The sequence below is a fragment of the Phyllobacterium sp. LjRoot231 genome (genome assembly GCF_964253365.1).
Lineage (GTDB): Bacteria > Pseudomonadota > Alphaproteobacteria > Rhizobiales > Rhizobiaceae > Phyllobacterium.
The window spans coordinates 3,809,451-3,827,433 of sequence record NZ_CAXUQT020000001.1; the positions used below are offsets into that span (position 1 = coordinate 3,809,451).

Annotated in this window: 20 protein-coding genes; 6 read left to right on the top strand and 14 right to left on the bottom strand. The window is 57.1% G+C overall.

The annotated features are described in order from the left end of the window. The first annotated feature begins 3 nt into the window (after positions 1-3). From ygfZ to ACSQ3H_RS19045, 5 genes are all read left to right on the top strand, one after another. Positions 4-855 carry a CAF17-like 4Fe-4S cluster assembly/insertion protein YgfZ gene (gene ygfZ, locus ACSQ3H_RS19025; protein ID WP_436118476.1) on the top strand — a complete coding sequence of 284 codons (852 nt, stop codon included), beginning with the start codon at positions 4-6 and terminating at the stop codon, positions 853-855. 13 nt (positions 856-868) lie between these two features. Next, positions 869-1,513 carry a YfbR-like 5'-deoxynucleotidase gene (locus ACSQ3H_RS19030; RefSeq protein WP_436118477.1) on the top strand — a complete coding sequence of 215 codons (645 nt, stop codon included), beginning with the start codon at positions 869-871 and terminating at the stop codon, positions 1,511-1,513. A gap of 4 nt (positions 1,514-1,517) precedes the next feature. Next, on the top strand, positions 1,518-2,033 hold the full coding sequence (locus ACSQ3H_RS19035; RefSeq protein ID WP_436118478.1) for a tyrosine phosphatase family protein: 516 nt from the start codon (positions 1,518-1,520) through the stop codon (positions 2,031-2,033). Between the two features lie 2 nt (positions 2,034-2,035). Next, positions 2,036-2,992 carry an NUDIX hydrolase gene (locus ACSQ3H_RS19040; protein WP_436118479.1) on the top strand — a complete coding sequence of 319 codons (957 nt, stop codon included), beginning with the start codon at positions 2,036-2,038 and terminating at the stop codon, positions 2,990-2,992. A gap of 151 nt (positions 2,993-3,143) precedes the next feature. Then, a complete protein-coding gene (locus ACSQ3H_RS19045; RefSeq protein WP_436118480.1) occupies positions 3,144-3,512 on the top strand; it encodes a cupin domain-containing protein in 369 nt (122 codons plus the stop codon). Positions 3,513-3,516: 4 nt separating this feature from the next. Here ACSQ3H_RS19045 and panB read toward each other — a convergent pair whose 3' ends face one another. From panB to ACSQ3H_RS19075, 6 genes are all read right to left on the bottom strand, one after another. Next, on the bottom strand, positions 3,517-4,332 hold the full coding sequence (panB, locus tag ACSQ3H_RS19050; protein ID WP_436118481.1) for a 3-methyl-2-oxobutanoate hydroxymethyltransferase: 816 nt from the start codon (positions 4,330-4,332) through the stop codon (positions 3,517-3,519). 23 nt (positions 4,333-4,355) lie between these two features. Further along, entirely contained in the window at positions 4,356-5,201 is an 846-nt protein-coding gene (panC, locus tag ACSQ3H_RS19055; RefSeq protein ID WP_436118482.1) for a pantoate--beta-alanine ligase, read from the bottom strand. Next, a complete protein-coding gene (gene nadC / locus ACSQ3H_RS19060) occupies positions 5,198-6,061 on the bottom strand; it encodes a carboxylating nicotinate-nucleotide diphosphorylase (protein ID WP_436119497.1) in 864 nt (287 codons plus the stop codon). The genes panC and nadC overlap by 4 nt, the downstream gene beginning before the upstream one ends. 11 nt (positions 6,062-6,072) lie before the next feature. Then, positions 6,073-7,629 carry an L-aspartate oxidase gene (locus tag ACSQ3H_RS19065; RefSeq protein ID WP_436118483.1) on the bottom strand — a complete coding sequence of 519 codons (1,557 nt, stop codon included), beginning with the start codon at positions 7,627-7,629 and terminating at the stop codon, positions 6,073-6,075. Between the two features lie 17 nt (positions 7,630-7,646). Continuing rightward, a complete protein-coding gene (nadA, locus tag ACSQ3H_RS19070) occupies positions 7,647-8,720 on the bottom strand; it encodes a quinolinate synthase NadA (RefSeq protein WP_436118484.1) in 1,074 nt (357 codons plus the stop codon). Between the two features lie 231 nt (positions 8,721-8,951). Further along, the gene (locus tag ACSQ3H_RS19075) at positions 8,952-9,170 is read right to left on the bottom strand and encodes a hypothetical protein (RefSeq protein ID WP_436118485.1); all 219 of its coding nucleotides are present in this window, start codon (positions 9,168-9,170) and stop codon (positions 8,952-8,954) included. 154 nt (positions 9,171-9,324) lie between these two features. Here ACSQ3H_RS19075 and ACSQ3H_RS19080 point away from each other — a divergent pair, with 154 nt between their 5' ends. Further along, positions 9,325-10,563, top strand: a complete 1,239-nt coding sequence (locus ACSQ3H_RS19080; RefSeq protein ID WP_436118486.1) for an MFS transporter — start codon at positions 9,325-9,327, stop codon at positions 10,561-10,563. 40 nt (positions 10,564-10,603) lie between these two features. Here the strand turns inward: ACSQ3H_RS19080 and recO are convergent, their stop codons facing one another. From recO to ACSQ3H_RS19120, 8 genes are all read right to left on the bottom strand, one after another. After that, positions 10,604-11,380, bottom strand: coding sequence for a DNA repair protein RecO (recO, locus tag ACSQ3H_RS19085; protein WP_436118487.1), 777 nt, complete (start codon positions 11,378-11,380; stop codon positions 10,604-10,606). Between the two features lie 154 nt (positions 11,381-11,534). Continuing rightward, the gene (gene era / locus ACSQ3H_RS19090) at positions 11,535-12,476 is read right to left on the bottom strand and encodes a GTPase Era (protein ID WP_436118488.1); all 942 of its coding nucleotides are present in this window, start codon (positions 12,474-12,476) and stop codon (positions 11,535-11,537) included. Beyond that, the gene (gene rnc / locus ACSQ3H_RS19095; RefSeq protein ID WP_436118489.1) at positions 12,476-13,186 is read right to left on the bottom strand and encodes a ribonuclease III; all 711 of its coding nucleotides are present in this window, start codon (positions 13,184-13,186) and stop codon (positions 12,476-12,478) included. The genes era and rnc overlap by 1 nt, the downstream gene beginning before the upstream one ends. A gap of 7 nt (positions 13,187-13,193) precedes the next feature. Beyond that, a complete protein-coding gene (lepB, locus tag ACSQ3H_RS19100) occupies positions 13,194-13,976 on the bottom strand; it encodes a signal peptidase I (protein ID WP_436118490.1) in 783 nt (260 codons plus the stop codon). A 79-nt stretch (positions 13,977-14,055) separates the two neighbouring features. Further along, positions 14,056-14,460, bottom strand: coding sequence for a holo-ACP synthase (gene acpS, locus ACSQ3H_RS19105; protein WP_436118491.1), 405 nt, complete (start codon positions 14,458-14,460; stop codon positions 14,056-14,058). Further along, on the bottom strand, positions 14,457-15,020 hold the full coding sequence (locus tag ACSQ3H_RS19110) for a DUF2062 domain-containing protein (protein ID WP_436118492.1): 564 nt from the start codon (positions 15,018-15,020) through the stop codon (positions 14,457-14,459). The genes acpS and ACSQ3H_RS19110 overlap by 4 nt, the downstream gene beginning before the upstream one ends. A gap of 77 nt (positions 15,021-15,097) precedes the next feature. Continuing rightward, a complete protein-coding gene (gene pyrE / locus ACSQ3H_RS19115; protein ID WP_436118493.1) occupies positions 15,098-15,676 on the bottom strand; it encodes an orotate phosphoribosyltransferase in 579 nt (192 codons plus the stop codon). A 10-nt stretch (positions 15,677-15,686) separates the two neighbouring features. Then, positions 15,687-17,906, bottom strand: coding sequence for a RelA/SpoT family protein (locus tag ACSQ3H_RS19120; protein ID WP_436118494.1), 2,220 nt, complete (start codon positions 17,904-17,906; stop codon positions 15,687-15,689). Positions 17,907-17,983 lie beyond the last annotated feature (77 nt).

The window sequence follows — 17,983 nt, forward strand, 5'->3', positions numbered from 1 at the left end:
CGAATGCCACGGCTAAGTTTAAGCAGAAGAGCAATCCTGAATGTTACGGGCGAGGATGCCGAAGATTTCCTGCAAAATCTCATTACCACCGATCTCGACACGCTGGAACCAGGCGATCTGAAACCAGGTGCCTTGCTCAATCCACAAGGCAAGATCCTGTTCGAATTTCTCGTTTCGCGTAGCAGGGATGGCTTGCGGCTCGATACGCTGCAGACCTCTGCTGACGATTTGTTGAAGCGGCTGACGCTTTATAAACTGCGCGCCAAAGTGCAAATAGCCGTGGATTCAGAGTCGCTTGCCCAGGTTTCCTGGGAAAACGAGACCGGCGCTTCAGAGACTGATTCAACGGTGCGTGACAGGCGCTTCCCCGATGAGATCAATGTCCGGCGGTACTACGGGAGCGTTCCGTCCGCAGACCAAGATGAAACGGCATGGATCGCCCTGCGCATCGCTCACGGTGTAGCGGAAGCTCCAATGGATTATGCCCTCGGCGATGCATTCCCACACGACGTCAATCTGGACCAGACAGGCGGCGTTTCGTTCCGGAAGGGTTGCTTTGTTGGTCAGGAGGTTGTGTCGCGCATGCAGCATCGCGGTACAGCGCGGAGGCGTATTTTGATCGTGACCGGCGCTTCGGATCTGCCGGAGACCGGTACATCAATAACAACCAATGGCCGCGAGATCGGCACGCTCGGCAGTGTTGCAGGATCATCAGGCCTTGCTCTCGTTCGCATCGACCGTGTGAAGGACGCGATGGATAGCGGCATACCCATTCTGGCAGGAGATATTCCGATCCACCTTGCCATTCCTCCCGAACACCGGTTTACATTCCCGGAGGCGACGCAAGAGGCCTGATCGGGGAATAGGGATGCTGCGACCGGCAAAGCCGCGACCGAGTGATTTGAAGAAAGCAGAATTTCGGGCCTGGCAGCGCATGCTCTCAGGGCGGCGATTGGATTTGCTTGACCCTTCGCCGCTTGACATTGAAATCGAGGACATTGCGCAGGGGCTGTCGCGTGTTGCGCGCTGGAATGGCCAGACCGTAGGTGAGCATGCTTTCTCGGTGGCGCAGCATTCGCTGCTCGTCGAAGAAATCTTCGGGAGGATCGTGCCGGAAGCAACAACGGAACAGCGCCTGATAACTCTTTTGCATGACGCGCCGGAATATGTGATCGGCGACATGATTTCGCCGTTCAAAGCCGTTGTCGGTGGAGATTACAAAAGCGTCGAATTGAGGCTACAACACGCTATTCATCTGCGCTTTTCGCTCGCGCCCATCGTTCATCAAAGTTTACGTGCCCTGATCAAGCGGGCGGATGCGATTGCCGCCTATTATGAAGCGACGCGCCTTGCAGGGTTTGCGGAGAAAGAAGCGGTACAGTTTTTCGGGCGTCCCCGCGGAATTGATCCGCAAGGTCTCGACTTGACGGCACTTGCGACCCAGAATGCGCAAAACACTTTTCTGCTGCGTTTTGCGTATCTTAATAAGCAACGTGCGCAGAGCCGGGGATAAATTTATGCCGCACATCGTTGTCTCTCCCCTTTCGCGCATTGCCGAGACGGCAACACGCTTCGGCGCGCGCGACATGATAACTCTGATCAATGCCGATACGGTCGTGCCCCGCCCGGTAGAGATTCTAGAGGCGCGTCATCTGTTTCTTGGATTCAACGATATTCTCGAGCCTGTGGAAGGCATGACGCATCCCGTTGCCGACCATATCAGCCAGCTGATCGCGTTTGGCCAGCGTTGGGACCGCAAGGCACCCTTGCTCATCCACTGCTATGCCGGAATCTCACGTTCAACCGCTGCGGCCTATATCACCGCGATTGCACTTAATCCGGAGCTTGATGAAGTGTGGTTGGCGCAGAAATTGCGCCAAAACGCGCCCTCTGCCACGCCCAATGGCAGGCTTGTAGCGCTCGCCGATGATATACTCGTTCGCAAGGGCAGAATGGTAGATGCGATCAAGGCGATCGGTCGCGGTGAAGAGGCATTTGAAGGCACGCCGTTCATTCTTCCGCTGACGGTGTGAGCATGACCGGCGCGCCCAATGCTGTTGAGATAAACTTAAGCGCCGCCATCGTGGCTGTGGCGAACAACGATCCGCTGATCTTGACCACACCTTCAGGCGATGACAGCGAGCGCGACGAACTGCCCTTCGGCCCGTTCAATCCGCTGCTGCATCGAACGTTCGAGACCGGGCTGCGCGAGTGGGTGGCGGAGCAGACGCCTCTACGTCTTGGATATGTCGAACAGCTCTATACCTTCGGCGATCGTGGTCGCCACAAAACCGCCGAAGATCGCGACCTGCACATTGTTTCAGTCGGTTATCTCGCACTCACGCGCATAACCGATGATGGAGAAGCCCTGCGCAAATCCGGCGCTCGCTGGCGCAGCTGGTATTCGTTCCTGCCTTGGGAAGATTGGCGCGGCGGTAAGCCGGCAATGATCGATGAGACGATCCGTCCTGCTTTGCGCGCGTGGGCTGGAGAAAGTGCTGTCCCCGCGCGGCTAAGCCGTTTCCGGCTCGCGTTCGGAGACGATGGAATTGTGTGGGATGAAGAGCGCGTGCTCGAACGTTACGAACTCCTGTATGAAGCGGGATTGATAGAGGAGGCAGCGCGGGATGGGCGCGCCGAAGGCACGCACCTTTCGCGTATCCTGGGGCTTCCAATGAGTTTCGACCACCGGCGCATTCTTGCGACCGCAATCTCGCGGCTGCGGGCCAAGCTGAAATATAGGCCTGTGATATTTGAGTTAATGCCTCCAACCTTTACCCTGACCGCGCTGCAGGAGACTGTGGAGGCGATTTCCGGACGCCACCTGCACAAGCAGAATTTCCGCAGATTGGTCGAAACGACCGAGCTCGTGGAGCCCACAGGCGCAGAACAGACGCAAGCGCGAGGGCGGCCGGCGGCGCTTTATCGCTTCCGTCACAATGTGCTGGAAGAGCGTAGCGTGGCGGGGTTGCGTGTCGGCGGCAGGGGATAGGAGGAGGATATGAATGACAAGCCCAAAGCCCTGAATGCAGAAGGAATCTCCGAGCCCTTCGCATCGGAAAGTGTTCCCTTGGAAGAGTGGTCGGAAGGTACACGCTACGGAAGCAGATTTCGCTATCTTTCCGATTTCGGCGGCGCCAGCCATGTTGGAGTCGCTCTGGAAGAGCTGGCACCCGGCAAGGAATCCAGCCTCAACCACTATCATATGCTCGGAGGAACAGGCCTTCATCCTCGAAGGCGAAATGACACTGCGGCTGGGCGACAAGACCTACCCGATGAAAGCCGGTGACCACGTCGTCTTTCCGGCCGGGCAGAAGGTCGGACATTCGTTTTACAATCACAGCGATGCGCCCTGCCGATTCATAATGATCGGCGAGAAAAACCCGAATGAAGTCGTGTTCTACCCGGAAACCGGGCGTGTCGGCGTTCGGCTCATGGGTGAAGGCTACGACAAATCCGCCACCGTGGAATATTGGCAAGGCGCTGATACAGAGCGGAAAAAACGCAGCTAGTTATTTACTTCAGCAGATAGACGTTCTCGACACCCGGAAATGCCCGAGTGCGCACGTCTGCCGCGTAAGCTTTGACAGCTTGATCGATGGCATTGCCGATAGCCCCATAGACCTTGACGAATTTGGGCGGCTTGGGATTATAGCCGAGCATATCCTCAAGCACGAGGATCTGGCCGTCGCATTCCCTCGACCCGCCAATACCGATCGTCGGAATAGCGATCTCGTGCGAAATCTCCGCCGCAAGCGGCTCGACAATGCCTTCAAGCACCACGGAAAAGGCGCCAGCGTCGCTGACCGCTTTTGCATCAGCCTTGATCAGCGGCCACAGCGCCGTGTCGCGCCCTTGCGTCTTGAAGCCACCGAGCGTGTTGACGGATTGCGGCGTCAGTCCGATATGTGCCATCACCGGAATGCCGCGCTCGATCAGGAAGCGGATCGTGTCAGCCATGCGCACGCCACCTTCCAGCTTGACCGCGCCGCAACCGGTCTCCTGCATGACGCGGGCAGCGTTGCGGAAGGCGATCGCCGGGCTTTCCTCATAGGAGCCGAACGGCATATCGACCACGACCAGCGCGTGGGCAGAACCGCGCACCACGGCGCGGCCATGAGCAATCATCAAGTCGAGCGACACGTCGAGCGTTGACTCCATCGCGTAGAGAACCATGCCGAGACTGTCGCCAACGAGGAGAATATCAGCGTGCCGGTCGACGATGCGCGCGGTGTTGGCGTGATAGGAGGTCAGTGCGACGATCGGCTCGCCGCCCTTGCGGTTACGTATTTCCGGTGCGGTGACCCGGCGGGTGACAATTTCCTGACTCATAGCTCCTCCTCCCTCTTCCCCGTTCAGCCTATGACACGCTGATCGATCAGACGCACCTTGCCGAAGCGGACTGTCAACAAAATGACGACTGGCTGCCTGAATTTTCCCGAGACCGGATCAAGTGTCCGCGCATCGCGAATATCGACGGACTCGATCTCGCCGCGTTTCTCGGTTTCCAGAACTGCGCGAACCGCATCGCGAATAGCCGGAACCGATCGCTGGCCTTGTCCGACCATTTCCTCCGCCTGCGCCAGCGATTTCGCCAGGATGACAGCAGCCTTGCGGTCGGCAGGCGCCAGCATCGCGTTGCGCGACGAGCAGGCAACGCCATCATCCTCGCGCACGGTCGCCACACCGGTTATTTCAATTGGCATATCAAGATCTGAAACCATCCGGCGGATGATCGTCAGTTGCTGATAGTCCTTTTCGCCGAAAAACGCATGATCCGGTTGGACGATATTGAACAATTTGGTGACGACGGTTGTTACGCCGCGAAAATGCCCAGGGCGGATCTTGCCGATCAGTATCCGCGACAGAACCGGGTTATCGACAATCGTATGAGCGCCCGGTCGGTATATCTCCGCAACCTGGGGAGTGAAGACGTAATCAACGCCCTCGGCTTCTAGCTTGGCCAGATCGCCTGCCATGTCGCGCGGATAGGCCGAAAGATCCTCATTCGGTCCGAACTGCGTCGGATTGACGAAGATCGAGACTACCGTGATATCGCATGCGCCTTTCGAGTGGCGAACCAGCGTCATATGGCCAATGTGCAAATAGCCCATCGTCGGTACGAGACCGATGGATTTGCCTTTGAGGCGCTCAGCTTTGAGGGCAGCGCGCAGTTCAGCGATCGTGGCGATGACCTTCATTTGATTTCGATGTCCAGTCCAATGTCCAGCGTTGGCGCTGCCATGGTAATTTTCGATGTCGAGATATAATCGACACCGGTTTCTGCAATCGCCTTGATAGTGTCAAATGCTATATTGCCGGATGCTTCCAGTTTCGCCCGGCCACCGTTGATTCTCACCGCTTTTTCAAGCAGTTCCGGCCTCATATTATCAAGAAGAATCACATCGGCGTGAACGGAAAGCGCCTCCTCAAATTGCTTGAGGCCGTCGACTTCCACCTCGATCTTGACCAGATGTCCGGCATAGGCGCGTGCGGCGAGAATGGCCTTTGCGACGCCGCCTGCGACAGCGACGTGGTTGTCCTTGATCAGGATCGCATCGTCGAGACCGAAACGATGATTGGAGCCGCCACCGCATTTCACCGCATATTTGGCGAAAGCGCGCATACCGGGAATGGTCTTGCGTGTGTCACAGACTTTGGCGTTGGTATGGACGATCAGATCGGCGAACTTTGCCGTGGTGCTGGCAATGCCGCTCAGATGCATAAGAAAATTGAGTGCGACGCGTTCGGCGGAGAGAATGGCGCGGGCATTGCCTTCAACCCGTGCAATATGATCACCCGGCTTGACCCTTGCGCCATCTTTGGCCAGCGCAATGAATTCTAGCTTCGGGTCCATCAGCGCAAACGCGGTGCGCGCAAAGCCTATGCCGCAGATCGTACCGGCTTCGCGGCTTGAGAGCATAGCACTGGCGGTCGCATCCTCAGGCAGCGTCGCGTTTGTCGTGATATCCCCTGCCCGGCCCAGATCTTCGAGCAAGGCAGCACGCACGGCGTCCTCGATTAGTAATTGCGGAAGAGATGGCGGGAAGGCCTTTTGCATGTCTCCAGCCATCAGGCCAACTCCATCATTTCATTTAACGCAGCTTCGGCGTCGGACAACGTGAGAAATGTCCTGTGCTGCCATTCAGCCCGCTTCTCCGGAAAGTCAGTGCGGAAATGGCCACCGCGGCTTTCCTCGCGTCGCAGGGCGCTGACAGCGACCAGCTTTGCCGTCGCCAGTACATTCCGAAAGGCTGCATCGTGATTGGCCCTTTCCAGTTGAAGGATGGTTTTCAGGCCTTCAAGCATTCCTTTGCGGTCACGAATAACGCCAAAACTGGCGCTCATCGTCTTGCGCAGCGTGGTCATCGCGGCCGTATCGACTTCAGCGACCAGATCATCTCTGTCGACCGAGCCTTTCGACCAATCTGTGTGTTTCGTGTCACCTTTGCCGATTTTGGCGGCAATGCGCGCCGAAAACACGACGGCTTCAAGCAATGAATTCGACGCCAGCCGGTTTGCGCCATGCGCTCCCGTGGAAGTACATTCGCCGCAAGCCCAAAGCCCGTCGATTGACGTGCGTCCGTCAGCGTCCGTCAGAATACCGCCCATGAAGTAATGCGCGGCAGGGACGACTGGAATGGGATCGATGACCGGATCGATGCCTGCATCCCGGCAATATTTGTAGACGGTGGGAAATTCCTCGGGAAACGCTGCGCCAACAGCTTTGGTGCAGTCGAGCCAAGCGCCCCGTCCGGCCGTGACTTCGGTATAGATGCCTCGCGCCACGACATCACGCGGTGCAAGTTCTGCATCGGGATTGATCTTCAACATGAAACGTTCACCGGCGCGATTGATCAGCGTCGCGCCATGCCCGCGAAGGGCCTCCGTCGCCAGGGGCGCGGGATCCTTGTGAACATCGAGCGCAGTCGGGTGGAACTGCACGAACTCCATATCCGCCATCATCGCGCCAGCCCGAGCCGCCATGCCGATGCCTTCGCCGCGTGCTTCGGACGGGTTTGTGGTAACCGCATAGAGATGGCCGATGCCGCCTGTCGCAATCACAACCGTTCGCGAAGCAAGCGTTACCTGCTTGCCGCGCCCAGCTTCCGTTCGCGCGATGACGCCGCTTACGGCACCTTTCTCAATCATCAGGTCTTCGACCACATAACCTTCCATCACGCGGATGGACGGCGTGTTCTCCACCGTCCTGACCAGCGCCTGCATGATGGCGCGGCCCGCCATATCGCCGCGAACGCGGACGATACGGCTTTCCGAATGAGCCGCTTCGCGCGAGACCTGCAACCTGCCTTCGAGATCGCGGTCAAAGGGAACGCCGTAGCCAAGAAGGTCATGGACGCGGGACGCCGCCTCGCTGGCCATCAGGCGGGCAATGTTTTCATCAACGATACCGTCGCCTGCCGCGACCGTATCGGCGACGTGTTTTTCCTTTGTGTCGCCTTCGGAGACGGCAGCAGCAATGCCCGCTTGCGCCCAGGCCGAGGATGCGCCGCGGCCGATCGGTGCTGCTGCCAGGACGGTGACAGGACGGGGGACGAGTTTCAGCGCACAAAAGAGGCCGGCAAGGCCGCCACCGATAATGATGACGGGATCGGATTGAATGGACATCAGCGTCGTCTCCGGCCTCAGTTCTTCAGATTGACCATGCGTTCAACTGCGAGTCGCGCCCGTTCGGCGACCAGCGGATCGACGTGAATTTCCTCACGCATATAGACCAGGCTTTCAAGGATATTCGGCAGCGTGATGCGCTTCATATGCGGGCAGAGATTGCACGGCTTGATGAATTTCACACCCGGCACTTCCGACTCGATATTCGAAGCCATGGAGCACTCGGTGACAAGAAGCACCTTGGCCGGGCGGTTGTCCTTCACATAATTTATCATGCCACTGGTGGAACCGGTGAAGTCTGCAATCGCAACGACTTCCGGCGGGCATTCGGGGTGGGCAATGATCTGGATATCGGGATCGGCGGCCCTGTAGGCGAGCAGTTCGTCCGCCGTAAAGCGCTCATGCACTTCGCAATGACCCTTCCAGGCAAGGATCTTGACCTTGGTCTGCGCTGCTACATTCTGCGCGAGGAACTCGTCGGGAATGCACAGAACGCGATCGACGCCAAAGCTCTCGACCACCTGAACCGCATTAGCCGACGTGCAGCAAATATCGCTCTCCGCTTTCACCTCGGCAGACGTGTTCACATAGGTGACGATTGGCACACCCGGATAGGTTTCGCGCAACAGGCGTACATCGGCACCGGTGATCGACTCGGCCAACGAACAACCGGCCCTCACGTCCGGGATCAGCACAGTCTTGTGCGGATTGAGCAGTTTGGACGTTTCCGCCATGAAGTGCACACCGCATTGAACGATGATCTCCGCATCGACCTTCGTGGCTTCCTTGGCAAGCTGAAGCGAGTCGCCAACGATGTCGGCAACGCAATGAAAAATCTCTGGCGTCTGATAATTATGGGCGAGGATGACCGCGTTGCGCTGTTTCTTCAGACGGTTGATCGCGGCCACATAGGGTGCGTAGACCGGCCATTCGATACGCGGAATATGGTGAGCGACGCGCTCGTAAAGATGTTCGGTTTCTGCTGCAATTTCGTGCGTATAGGAGAGATCCGGCATGTCTAGAACACCAAAGCGATCCGCTGCGGTTTGACCGGTGACGCGGTCAGAAGTGATGCGGGCAGTGCTGGTCATATCCATTTCCTCCTGGACACTCTTCCACCCGACAAGCTGGCCGGGATGTTGCTATCGATCATTTATACTCACTTTGAGCATATTTATGATCAAAAGAAAAACGGCAGGGCCGTCCCGATTTACATAGGGGATTATTTCGTTGGCTTCAAGGGTTGATAATCGAGCTTTTGCAACTCACTCGTGGAAATGGAACGCCAGGCATGCCTTGAACCTTCCTTTCCCCTCACAGGGTTATCGGCCCCAGGACTGACGATAATCATTGTAACGGCGCTCTTGCAGATAGCGTTTTTGGGGGCTGTCGCCGCCAATTGGCCGAGTGCAATTGGTAAACACCTTCGCATCATGATCGCTGGGCCGGTCGCACCAGATCAGTGGACTGACACTGCCGGAGTTGGCGCAACCGCCAAGCGTTACGGCGGTCAGCGCTAAAAATGGCAGTAATAGACGCATAAAAATCAATCCCTTATTCACTCTATTGCACACGCTGCGCAGTATCCCGATGCCTGCTTACCCATCAAACTCGTTTAAGTACCAATCAACTCAATTCAATTGATTGGGATGACAAATGGGATAATCCTGCGTTTCCAGAAAAAGGGAACGTGCCATGTCGCAGAACGAAACAAGTGCCGTCAAACAGTCCGGCGTGCCATGGCTGATTATCATCGCCGGTTGTCTCATTGCGCTTCTGACATTCGGGCCTCGCTCGGCTATGGGATTCTTCCAATTACCGCTGTTGGCGGAAAAAGGTTGGGATAGAAGTACATTTGGCATGGCCATGGCACTCCAGAACCTGTTTTGGGGTGCAGGGCAGCCATTCTTCGGTGCGATCGCTGACAAGTATGGCACGTGGCGCGTGCTGCTTCTGTCAGCCATCCTCTACTCGAGCGGTTTGGTGGTGATGGCCTGGGCCGCCTCGCCGGGCATTCTCTACCTTGGTGGCGGCGTGCTTGTGGGTCTTGGCATTGCCGCTGGCTCTTTCGGCGTCATCCTGTCGGCCTTTGCCCGCAACGTTTCAGCGGCCAACCGGACTTTCGTCTTCGGTATTGGTACAGCCGCTGGTTCCGCCGGCATGTTCGTTTTTGCGCCGATCAGCCAAGGGTTGATCGACCGGTTTGGCTGGTCGGACGGGCTGGTCTATCTCGGGATCGCCATGCTGATCGTCCCGCTTCTCGCCATACCGCTGCGAGGTAATTCCTCCACCGGCAGAATGGGTGGAACTCAATACAAACAGTCGATTGGCCAAGCGCTGAGAGAAGCCTTTGCTCACAAGAGCTACTTGTTGCTCACTACCGGCTTCTTCGTCTGCGGGTTTCAGGTGGCGTTTATCACCGCGCACTTCCCTGCCTATATCGGGGATATTGGCATCGATGCGACCTATGCGGTGCTCGCTCTGGCGCTAATCGGCTTTTTCAATATTATCGGTTCGCTCGCATCGGGCGTGATTAGCCAGCGCTATTCCAAGCCGAAGTTTCTGGCCTTTCTCTACCTTGGGCGTTCGATATTGGTCACGGCGTTCCTGCTACTGCCGCAAACAGGAACCTCAGTGATTGTCTTCGCGATCCTCATGGGACTGATGTGGCTATCGACCGTACCGCCGACAAACTCGCTCGTCGCCATCATGTTCGGCACCCGCTATCTCGGCATGCTCGGCGGTATCGTGTTTTTTTCGCACCAGATCGGCTCGTTCCTGGGCGTTTGGCTTGGTGGCTACCTCTATGATCATTTTGGCAGCTACGATCCCGTCTGGTGGCTAGGTGTAGTGCTGGGTCTCTTCGCAGCGATTGTTCACTGGCCAATCCAGGAAAGCGCCGCTATACGCCCTGCCCTTCAGCCAGCGGAATAACGTTCCCACATATCCGCCGAGCCTGGCCCATCCTCAGAACTCATGGAAGCACGGACCTTTCCGGCATTGAGGACGCCTGTCCCGGCGTGTTCGACAGCGATCTTGCAACGGCGTTCAGAAAGCCGTCCCGCGCTTCGGGAGGCTTTTGCGCCCGCGGCTCCCAGACATGCCTTGTGAAGAAGAAGCTGGTCAGCCGGAACGCAGCCATGATCTCGGCAAGGGATGCAGCTCGCACGCTCGAGCTGACCATGAAGGGCGGCATGGGCAGAAGCTTATCGGCCCAGGGTGCACCGGCATCGCGCGATACTGCGCGTCCGGATTTCGGCGACACATAGGCCAGGTCCTGATCGCTGCCCGTCGATGCGCAGCGTTTCAGATCGAGGCCGAACCCCAACTCCTCCAACATCATCACTTCGAAGCGCAGCAGCAGTTCGCCGGCGATCATCGTGTCTTCGCAATGTTCGAGGATGATCGCCAGGGTTTCGAACAGGTTCTGATGGGGATCGCGTTCCGGCAGCAAGCGCAAATGCGAGGCCGCGAGCTGCAAGCCGTAGAGCGCCACCGGCTGCTCGATCAGGCGCGCAGCAGCAAACGTAACAGGCTCGACCTGCATCATGCCGAGATGCTCGTCGATGCGCGCGCGCCAGATGACGTCGACGCGATTACCGGCCTGGAGCAATGGCTGCATACGGCGGGAGCGTCCACCACGTACCAACCCGAGATGGCGGCCGTGTTCGCGGGTCATCAATTCAAGGATGGCGCTGGTTTCCCCGTGCCGCCTTGTTCCAAGGATAATGCCCTCGTCACGCCATTCCATTGAGAGACCTTTGTGAACCCACCCTGATGGCCATCTGATGCGATTTTCTATGCTTCCGGTGCTCACGGACCCAAAAGTCCGCTGCGCTCCGGTTCTCGAAAACCACACCAGCTGACCAATCAGGTCGAATTCTCAAAAGTCTCGCAGACTTGCGCTATCCTTGAGGAAATTCAAGGCCCATTTCGCGGTAACGCTCGGGATCATTGCCCCAGTTGTCACGAACCTTGACGAAAAGGAACAGGTGCACCTTCTGTTCGAGGATTTCCATCAGCTCCTTGCGCGCAGCCTGGCCAATGGATTTGATCGCCTGTCCCTCATGACCGAGCACGATCTTCTTCTGACTGTCGCGCTCGACATAGATCACCTGTTGGATGCGGACGGAGCCGTCCGGCTTTTCCTCCCAGCTTTCCGTCTCGATGGTCGAGGAATAGGGCAACTCATTGTGCAGGCGCAGATAGAGCTTTTCGCGGGTGATTTCTGCTGCAAGCATGCGCATCGGCATGTCGGAAATCTGATCCTCCGGATAGTACCAAGGTCCTTCCGGCAGATTGTCGGCGAGGTATTTCAGCAAATCCTTGCAGCCATAGCCCTTCAGCGCGGAGATCATGAAGGTCTTGTCGAAATTGACCTTTTCATTGGCCTTTTGCGCCAGTTCCAGCAGCTTCGGCGCCTCGATACGATCCACCTTGTTGAGGACGAGGATCACCTTCCGCTTCTTCTCGTGGAGACTGCCGAGAATGGCTTCCGCCTCTTCATCGATCCCCTGCTCGACATCGATGAGCACCAGAATGAGATCGGCGTCCTTGGCTCCGCCCCAGGCGGTCGTCACCATCGCCCGGTCGAGACGGCGTTTCGGCTTGAAAATGCCGGGCGTATCGACCAGCACCATCTGGGTCTGCTCGTGAATAACAATGCCGCGCACCAGCGCACGCGTCGTCTGCACCTTATGGGTGACGATCGACACCTTGCTGCCGACAAGCTGGTTGACCAGCGTCGACTTGCCGGCATTCGGCGCGCCAATCAAAGCGATAAAGCCCGAGCGGGTTGGAACATCGGGCTTTGCATCAGCTTCTGTTGTCTGTTCTTTTTCGGTCATTATGGTTCTTCTTCCTGCGTCTTCTTACGAACGCCTTGACGATAAAGCAATGCAACCGCGGCTTCCTGTTCGGCAATGCGCTTCGAACGGCCTATGCCGGTCGCGGGTTCGAAGCCTTTAACGTCGACCCTCACCGTGAATTGCGGATCATGGTCAGGACCGGTGCGGTCGACCACGCTGTAAAGGGGTTGGGCGCCGTTCTGCTGGTGCGCCCATTCCTGCAATTCTGTCTTCGGATCACGCTGCGCCGAATTGATCTCGCGCGAGCGGGCATCCCAATAGTGCTCAATGAAAGGTTGCGCCGCTTCCAGTCCGCCGTCCAGATAAATCGTGGCGATCAGTGATTCTACAACGTCAGCGCGCAGGCTTTTGAGCCGTTTGTCCGCCAGCCCCTTCACATCGGAACCAGTGCGAATGAATTCGTGCAGGCCGATCTCGTCCGCGACTGCCGCACAGGTATCGGCGTTGACGAGGGAATTCAGCCGCAAGGATAGTTCGCCTTCCGTCGCGGTTGGATAGGCCCGAAACAGCAGTTCGGCAATGACCAGTCCGAGGACGCGGTCACCGAGAAATTCGAGGCGTTCATAGTCCGATCCCGCTGAAGGCCGTGCACTAGCGTGCGTAAGCGCACGTTCCAGACGGCCGAGATCGCGAAAAGTGTGCCTGGTTTTTTCCTCCAGTCTGCGAACGGCGTCGGCGGACAGACTCATAGGACCATCAATTGTTCTGGACTGAGTTTGGAGCGCCGTTGACGCTGTTCAGCAGCCGGCCAAAGCGAACTTCCGACGGCCAACGCCAAATCTCGAGCGGGCTTGCCTTGCCGGCGATCGAGAAGAAAATGATATTGGCGCGGCCAATGAAATTTTCGAGCGGCACGTAGCCCACGTCAAAGCGGCTGTCGCTCGAATTGTCGCGGTTGTCGCCCATCATGAAGTAGTGACCGGCTGGAACCACGAACTCACGCGTATCATCGCCAAGGCCATTCGGCGTCAGGTCGAGCGTATCATAGGTGATGCCGTTCGGCAGCGTCTCGCGATAGACGTCGACGGGCCGGTTGACCTCCGTCACGTCGGGATTGTCGATCTGACCAACCTTCTCGCGCGGCACGGCCACATCATTGATATAGAGCACACCGCCGCGCATCTGGACCTTGTCACCCGGCAGGCCAATCACGCGCTTGATGAAGTCCAGCGACGTGTCATTGGGCTTGCGGAATACGGCGATATCACCGCGTTTCGGCTCACCACCCCAGATGCGGCCTGAAAACAAGTCTGGCGCAAACGGAATTGAATATTTGGAATAGCCATAAGAGAACTTCGAGACGAACAGATAGTCGCCTTCAAGCAGCGTCGGCCGCATCGAGCCTGAGGGGATGTTGAAGGGCTGAAACAGCAATGTCCGGATGACCAGTGCGAGCAGCAGCGCCTGCACGATAACGCTGATCGTCTCACCCAGACCACCAGAATTCTTCACAACAGCTTTGTCGCTCACGTTTCTCATCTCTCCAAAAACCAAATGTGCCCCCTCTTAACCGCTGAATGCGCGGGGGGCAATGCCGCTCAATGCCGTTTGATTGCGGCTATTCTTCGATTCTCAACGCTTCGATAATCACAAATGCTTGTGCAAGGGGGAAATCGTCTGTGATGGTCAAATGAATTCGGGTGGAACAGCCGGATGGAGTGATCGCCGCGAGCCGTTCTGCTGCTCCATTTGTTAGTTGCATGGTCGGTGCGCCGCTCGGCAAGTTGACAACACCCATGTCGCGCCAGAAAACACCGCGCGACAGGCCGGTGCCGAGCGCCTTGGCACAGGCTTCCTTCGCGGCAAAGCGCTTGGCGTAGGAGGCTGCGCGTTCCTTGCGGCGATCGGACTTCGCCTGCTCTATCCGAGTATAGACCCTGTCAATGAAGCGACTGCCGTGGCGTTCGAGCGTCTTTTCGATACGCCTGATATCGATCAAATCGCTACCGATTCCGATGATCATGTCGGCTCAGTGGCCTTCTGGAGCCGAAATGTCGATTTGTGCCGTCGATGCTGAAAGCTTGCTACGGCCCAGCGAACCGGAAAATAAATGAGAAGCGCGGCGACAAGACCGAGCGGAACAGCGCCGATCAGCATTGGCTTGATCAGGGGCTGCCAGAGAACTGCAAAATCCAGATGCCTAAGCATGGAGCCAAGATGCGGCGGCAAGGGGTCTCCGCTGAGACGGCCGCTCATGACGAAACGGCCGACTTCAAGCGTCGCCGCCCAGATAAAAGGCAGAATCAAAGGGTTACCCAGCGTTGTTCCGATAACAGCCGCCGCGATGTTGCCCCCGATTAACCAAGCGATGGTCAGGGCAACAGCAATATGGACGCCGAGAAGCGGAATGAATGCCGCGAAGATGCCACATGCAAATCCGGTCGCGATTGCGTGCGGTGTTGCTCGAAGCCGCAGGACACGCTTGCCGAAATAGCGCAAAGACCGGCCGATCGAACGGCGCGGCCAAAGCGCCACACGTAGCCGTTCCCGCAGGCAAGGTTCTTTACGCCTCTTGAAGAGCATTTCTATTCAAATCCCTTTGCACCAAAGCACATGTATACTTTGAATGTGTCAAATCCACTTTGGTTCATTCAAGTCATTCAGATGTTGCGACTACCGGGCTTAACAGGCGGAATTGCGGCAAGTTCAGGCGGAAGTTTGTCGGCAGGATAGGCCGGCACTTCATATTCCGCCAGCGCTATCAATGGTACACCGACATCACTTTTTCCAGCAGACCGGTCGATGATACATGCTGCTGCCAGCACGTTCGCTCCCAACTCCTGCAGGCAAGTCACCGTTTCACGGATAGAAAGTCCAGTCGTCAAGATATCTTCAACGATGACAACGCGCGCTCCTTTGGCAATCTCAAAGCGGCGGAGCTTGAAAACACCGTTTTCACGCTCGACCCAGATCGCGGGAATGCCAAGATGCCGTGATGTCTCGTACGCCGGGATGATACCACCGATGGCGGGACCAACCACATAATCAATTTGGCCAAGTCCGGCACCTTTGATTTTCTCCGCGAGACCGCGGCAGACACGTTCGGTTTTGTCCGCATGCATGAAGACGCGCGCTTTTTGCAAAAAGATTGGACTGCGCAGCCCTGATGTCAGGATGAAGTGGCCTTCGAGCACCGCACCGGCCTCGCGAAACACGTCCAAAACCTCGTTTGTATTCATTCCTGCCTCTCTATCCACTAACGCGCTGCGCATCGCTGACGCATTTGCTCTCTTTAAGTTTTGACAATATCCGATTGAGATGTTTGAGGTTCCACACTTCGAGGTCAACGATCATCTGCGTGAAATCCGGTGCTGTGCGGACCATCGAAAGATTGTGGATGTTGGTCTCATTTTCGGCAATGATCTGCGCGATTTCCGCAAGCGATCCCGGCGCATTGATCGCCGAAATGCTGATACGCGCCGGGAAACGGTCCCGCCGGCTCTCGTCGATATCCCAGCGGACATCGATCCAGCGTTCAGGCTGATCGTCATAGGCCATCAGCGCCGACGACTGGATCGGATAGATTGTCATTCCTGCACCCGGCTGGAGAATGCCGACGATTCGATCGCCAGGCACCGCGCCTTCCGGCGAGAAATGCACCGGCATGTCAGGGCTGGCGCCACGGATCGGCAGGGCGTTTGGTCCGCCTGGCTCCAGGCCAGCAGCCTCCGCACCTTCGGGCATTTTGAAAATCATGCCGGAGGTGTTGCGGAAATTCACCCAGCCCTCCTCGCGATCGGGAGCGATCGGCTTGGGCTTGGCGTCCTGATATTCCGGATAGACCGCCTTCATCACATCGGACGATGGCAATTCACCGCGGCCAACTGCCGCCAGGACATCGTCGATCTCCTTGCGTGCCAGACGAGGCAGGCCTTTTTTCAGTTCATCGCGCGAATAGACCTTCCCTGCCCGCTCGAACGCCCGCTCGAGGATCTGCATGCCGAGGCCGGAATACTGCTTGCGCACAGCAAGCCGCGTCGCACGGCGAATGGCAGCACGCGCTTTGCCGGTGACGACAATCGATTCCCACGCAGCCGGGGGTGTCTGCGCCTTGGAGCGGATGATCTCCACTTCGTCGCCATTATGCAGCACGGTCATGAGTGGCATGATGCGGCCATTGACCTTGGCGCCAACGCAGCTGTCGCCGATATTGGTATGCACAGCATAGGCGAAATCGATCGGCGTTGCGCCGCGCGGCAGTGCAATCAGGCGGCCCTTCGGCGTGAAGCAGAAGACCTGGTCCTGGAACAGCTCGAGCTTGGTGTGTTCAAGAAACTCCTCCGGATTGTCGCCTTCCGCCAGCGCCTCGATAGTCTGACGCAGCCAAGCATAGGCGTTCGTTTCGGTCGAAATGACGTGGGGATTCTGCGCACTGCCGCGATCCTTGTAGATCGAATGCGCCGCCACGCCATATTCTGCAATGTCGTTCATCTCGCGGGTGCGGATCTGTAGTTCGACACGCTGGCGCGACGGACCGACGATAGTCGTGTGAATAGAGCGATAATCGTTTTGCTTCGGCGTCGAGATATAATCCTTGAAACGTCCCGGAACCATCGACCATGTCGTGTGAATGATACCGAGAGCGTTGTAACAATCGGCAACCGTATCGACGACGACCCGAAACCCGAAAATGTCCGATAACTGCTCGAAGGAAAGACCCTTGCTTTCCATCTTGCGAAAAACCGACCAGGCTTTCTTCTGCCGGCTTTTGACGCTGGCCTTGACGCCGTGTTTTTCGAACAGGCTGGAAAGATCGGTTTCGATCTGCTTCAGCGTCGCCCTGTTCTTCTCCAACAATTCTGCAAGGCGATTTGTAACCGCGTTGAAGGCTTCCGGATTGATGTAGCGGAACGCGAGCTGCTCCAGCTCCTCGCGCATGTCCTGCATGCCCATGCGGCCGGCAAGCGGCGCATAGATATCCATCGTTTCCTCGGAGATGCGCAGGCGCTTGTCTTCGGGCACATGGTGCAGCGTGCGCATATTGTGCAGACGGTCCGCGAGCTTGACCAGCAGGACGCGCACATCATCCGAGATCGCCAGCAACAGTTTACGCAGATTTTCAGCCTGAACAGCCTTTTTCGACACAAGATCGAGCTTTTTCAGCTTGGTCAGCCCCTCGACAAGCTTACCGATATCCGGGCCGAACAGCGTATCGATTTCCTGCCGTGTGGCTGAGGTATCCTCGATGGTGTCATGCAGCAAGGCGATGGCAATGGTTGCCTCGTCGAGGTGCATGTCTGTCAAAATTGCGGCGACTTCCAGCGGATGGGAAAAGTACGGGTCGCCCGATGCGCGTTTCTGATGTCCATGCTTCTGCATGGCATAGACATAGGCTTTGTTAAGCAGCGCCTCATTGACGTCAGGCTTGTAACGCTGGACACGCTCGACAAGCTCATACTGACGCATCATGGACGGGGGCCTCCGGAGTTACACACACAGAATTTAGTCGAAGATAGAATTGTTATGCCGCCTATATGGTAATTGCG

Bases quoted from the DNA above. Each gene is read 5' to 3' on its own strand.
- nadC (WP_436119497.1), bottom strand. From the start codon at position 6,061: ATGCAAAAGGCCTTCCCGCCATCTCTTCCGCAATTACTAATCGAGGAC.
- ACSQ3H_RS19080 (WP_436118486.1), top strand. From the start codon at position 9,325: ATGTCGCAGAACGAAACAAGTGCCGTCAAACAGTCCGGCGTGCCATGG.
- rnc (WP_436118489.1), bottom strand. From the start codon at position 13,186: ATGAGTCTGTCCGCCGACGCCGTTCGCAGACTGGAGGAAAAAACCAGG.
- lepB (WP_436118490.1), bottom strand. From the start codon at position 13,976: ATGAGAAACGTGAGCGACAAAGCTGTTGTGAAGAATTCTGGTGGTCTG.
- pyrE (WP_436118493.1), bottom strand. From the start codon at position 15,676: ATGAATACAAACGAGGTTTTGGACGTGTTTCGCGAGGCCGGTGCGGTG.
- recO (WP_436118487.1), bottom strand. From the start codon at position 11,380: ATGGAATGGCGTGACGAGGGCATTATCCTTGGAACAAGGCGGCACGGG.
- ACSQ3H_RS19075 (WP_436118485.1), bottom strand. From the start codon at position 9,170: ATGCGTCTATTACTGCCATTTTTAGCGCTGACCGCCGTAACGCTTGGC.
- ygfZ (WP_436118476.1), top strand. From the start codon at position 4: ATGCCACGGCTAAGTTTAAGCAGAAGAGCAATCCTGAATGTTACGGGC.
- panC (WP_436118482.1), bottom strand. From the start codon at position 5,201: ATGAAGGTCATCGCCACGATCGCTGAACTGCGCGCTGCCCTCAAAGCT.
- ACSQ3H_RS19045 (WP_436118480.1), top strand. From the start codon at position 3,144: ATGTTGGAGTCGCTCTGGAAGAGCTGGCACCCGGCAAGGAATCCAGCC.
- ACSQ3H_RS19035 (WP_436118478.1), top strand. From the start codon at position 1,518: ATGCCGCACATCGTTGTCTCTCCCCTTTCGCGCATTGCCGAGACGGCA.
- panB (WP_436118481.1), bottom strand. From the start codon at position 4,332: ATGAGTCAGGAAATTGTCACCCGCCGGGTCACCGCACCGGAAATACGT.
- ACSQ3H_RS19065 (WP_436118483.1), bottom strand. From the start codon at position 7,629: ATGTCCATTCAATCCGATCCCGTCATCATTATCGGTGGCGGCCTTGCC.
- ACSQ3H_RS19120 (WP_436118494.1), bottom strand. From the start codon at position 17,906: ATGATGCGTCAGTATGAGCTTGTCGAGCGTGTCCAGCGTTACAAGCCT.
- ACSQ3H_RS19030 (WP_436118477.1), top strand. From the start codon at position 869: ATGCTGCGACCGGCAAAGCCGCGACCGAGTGATTTGAAGAAAGCAGAA.
- nadA (WP_436118484.1), bottom strand. From the start codon at position 8,720: ATGACCAGCACTGCCCGCATCACTTCTGACCGCGTCACCGGTCAAACC.
- ACSQ3H_RS19110 (WP_436118492.1), bottom strand. From the start codon at position 15,020: ATGCTCTTCAAGAGGCGTAAAGAACCTTGCCTGCGGGAACGGCTACGT.
- acpS (WP_436118491.1), bottom strand. From the start codon at position 14,460: ATGATCATCGGAATCGGTAGCGATTTGATCGATATCAGGCGTATCGAA.
- ACSQ3H_RS19040 (WP_436118479.1), top strand. From the start codon at position 2,036: ATGACCGGCGCGCCCAATGCTGTTGAGATAAACTTAAGCGCCGCCATC.
- era (WP_436118488.1), bottom strand. From the start codon at position 12,476: ATGACCGAAAAAGAACAGACAACAGAAGCTGATGCAAAGCCCGATGTT.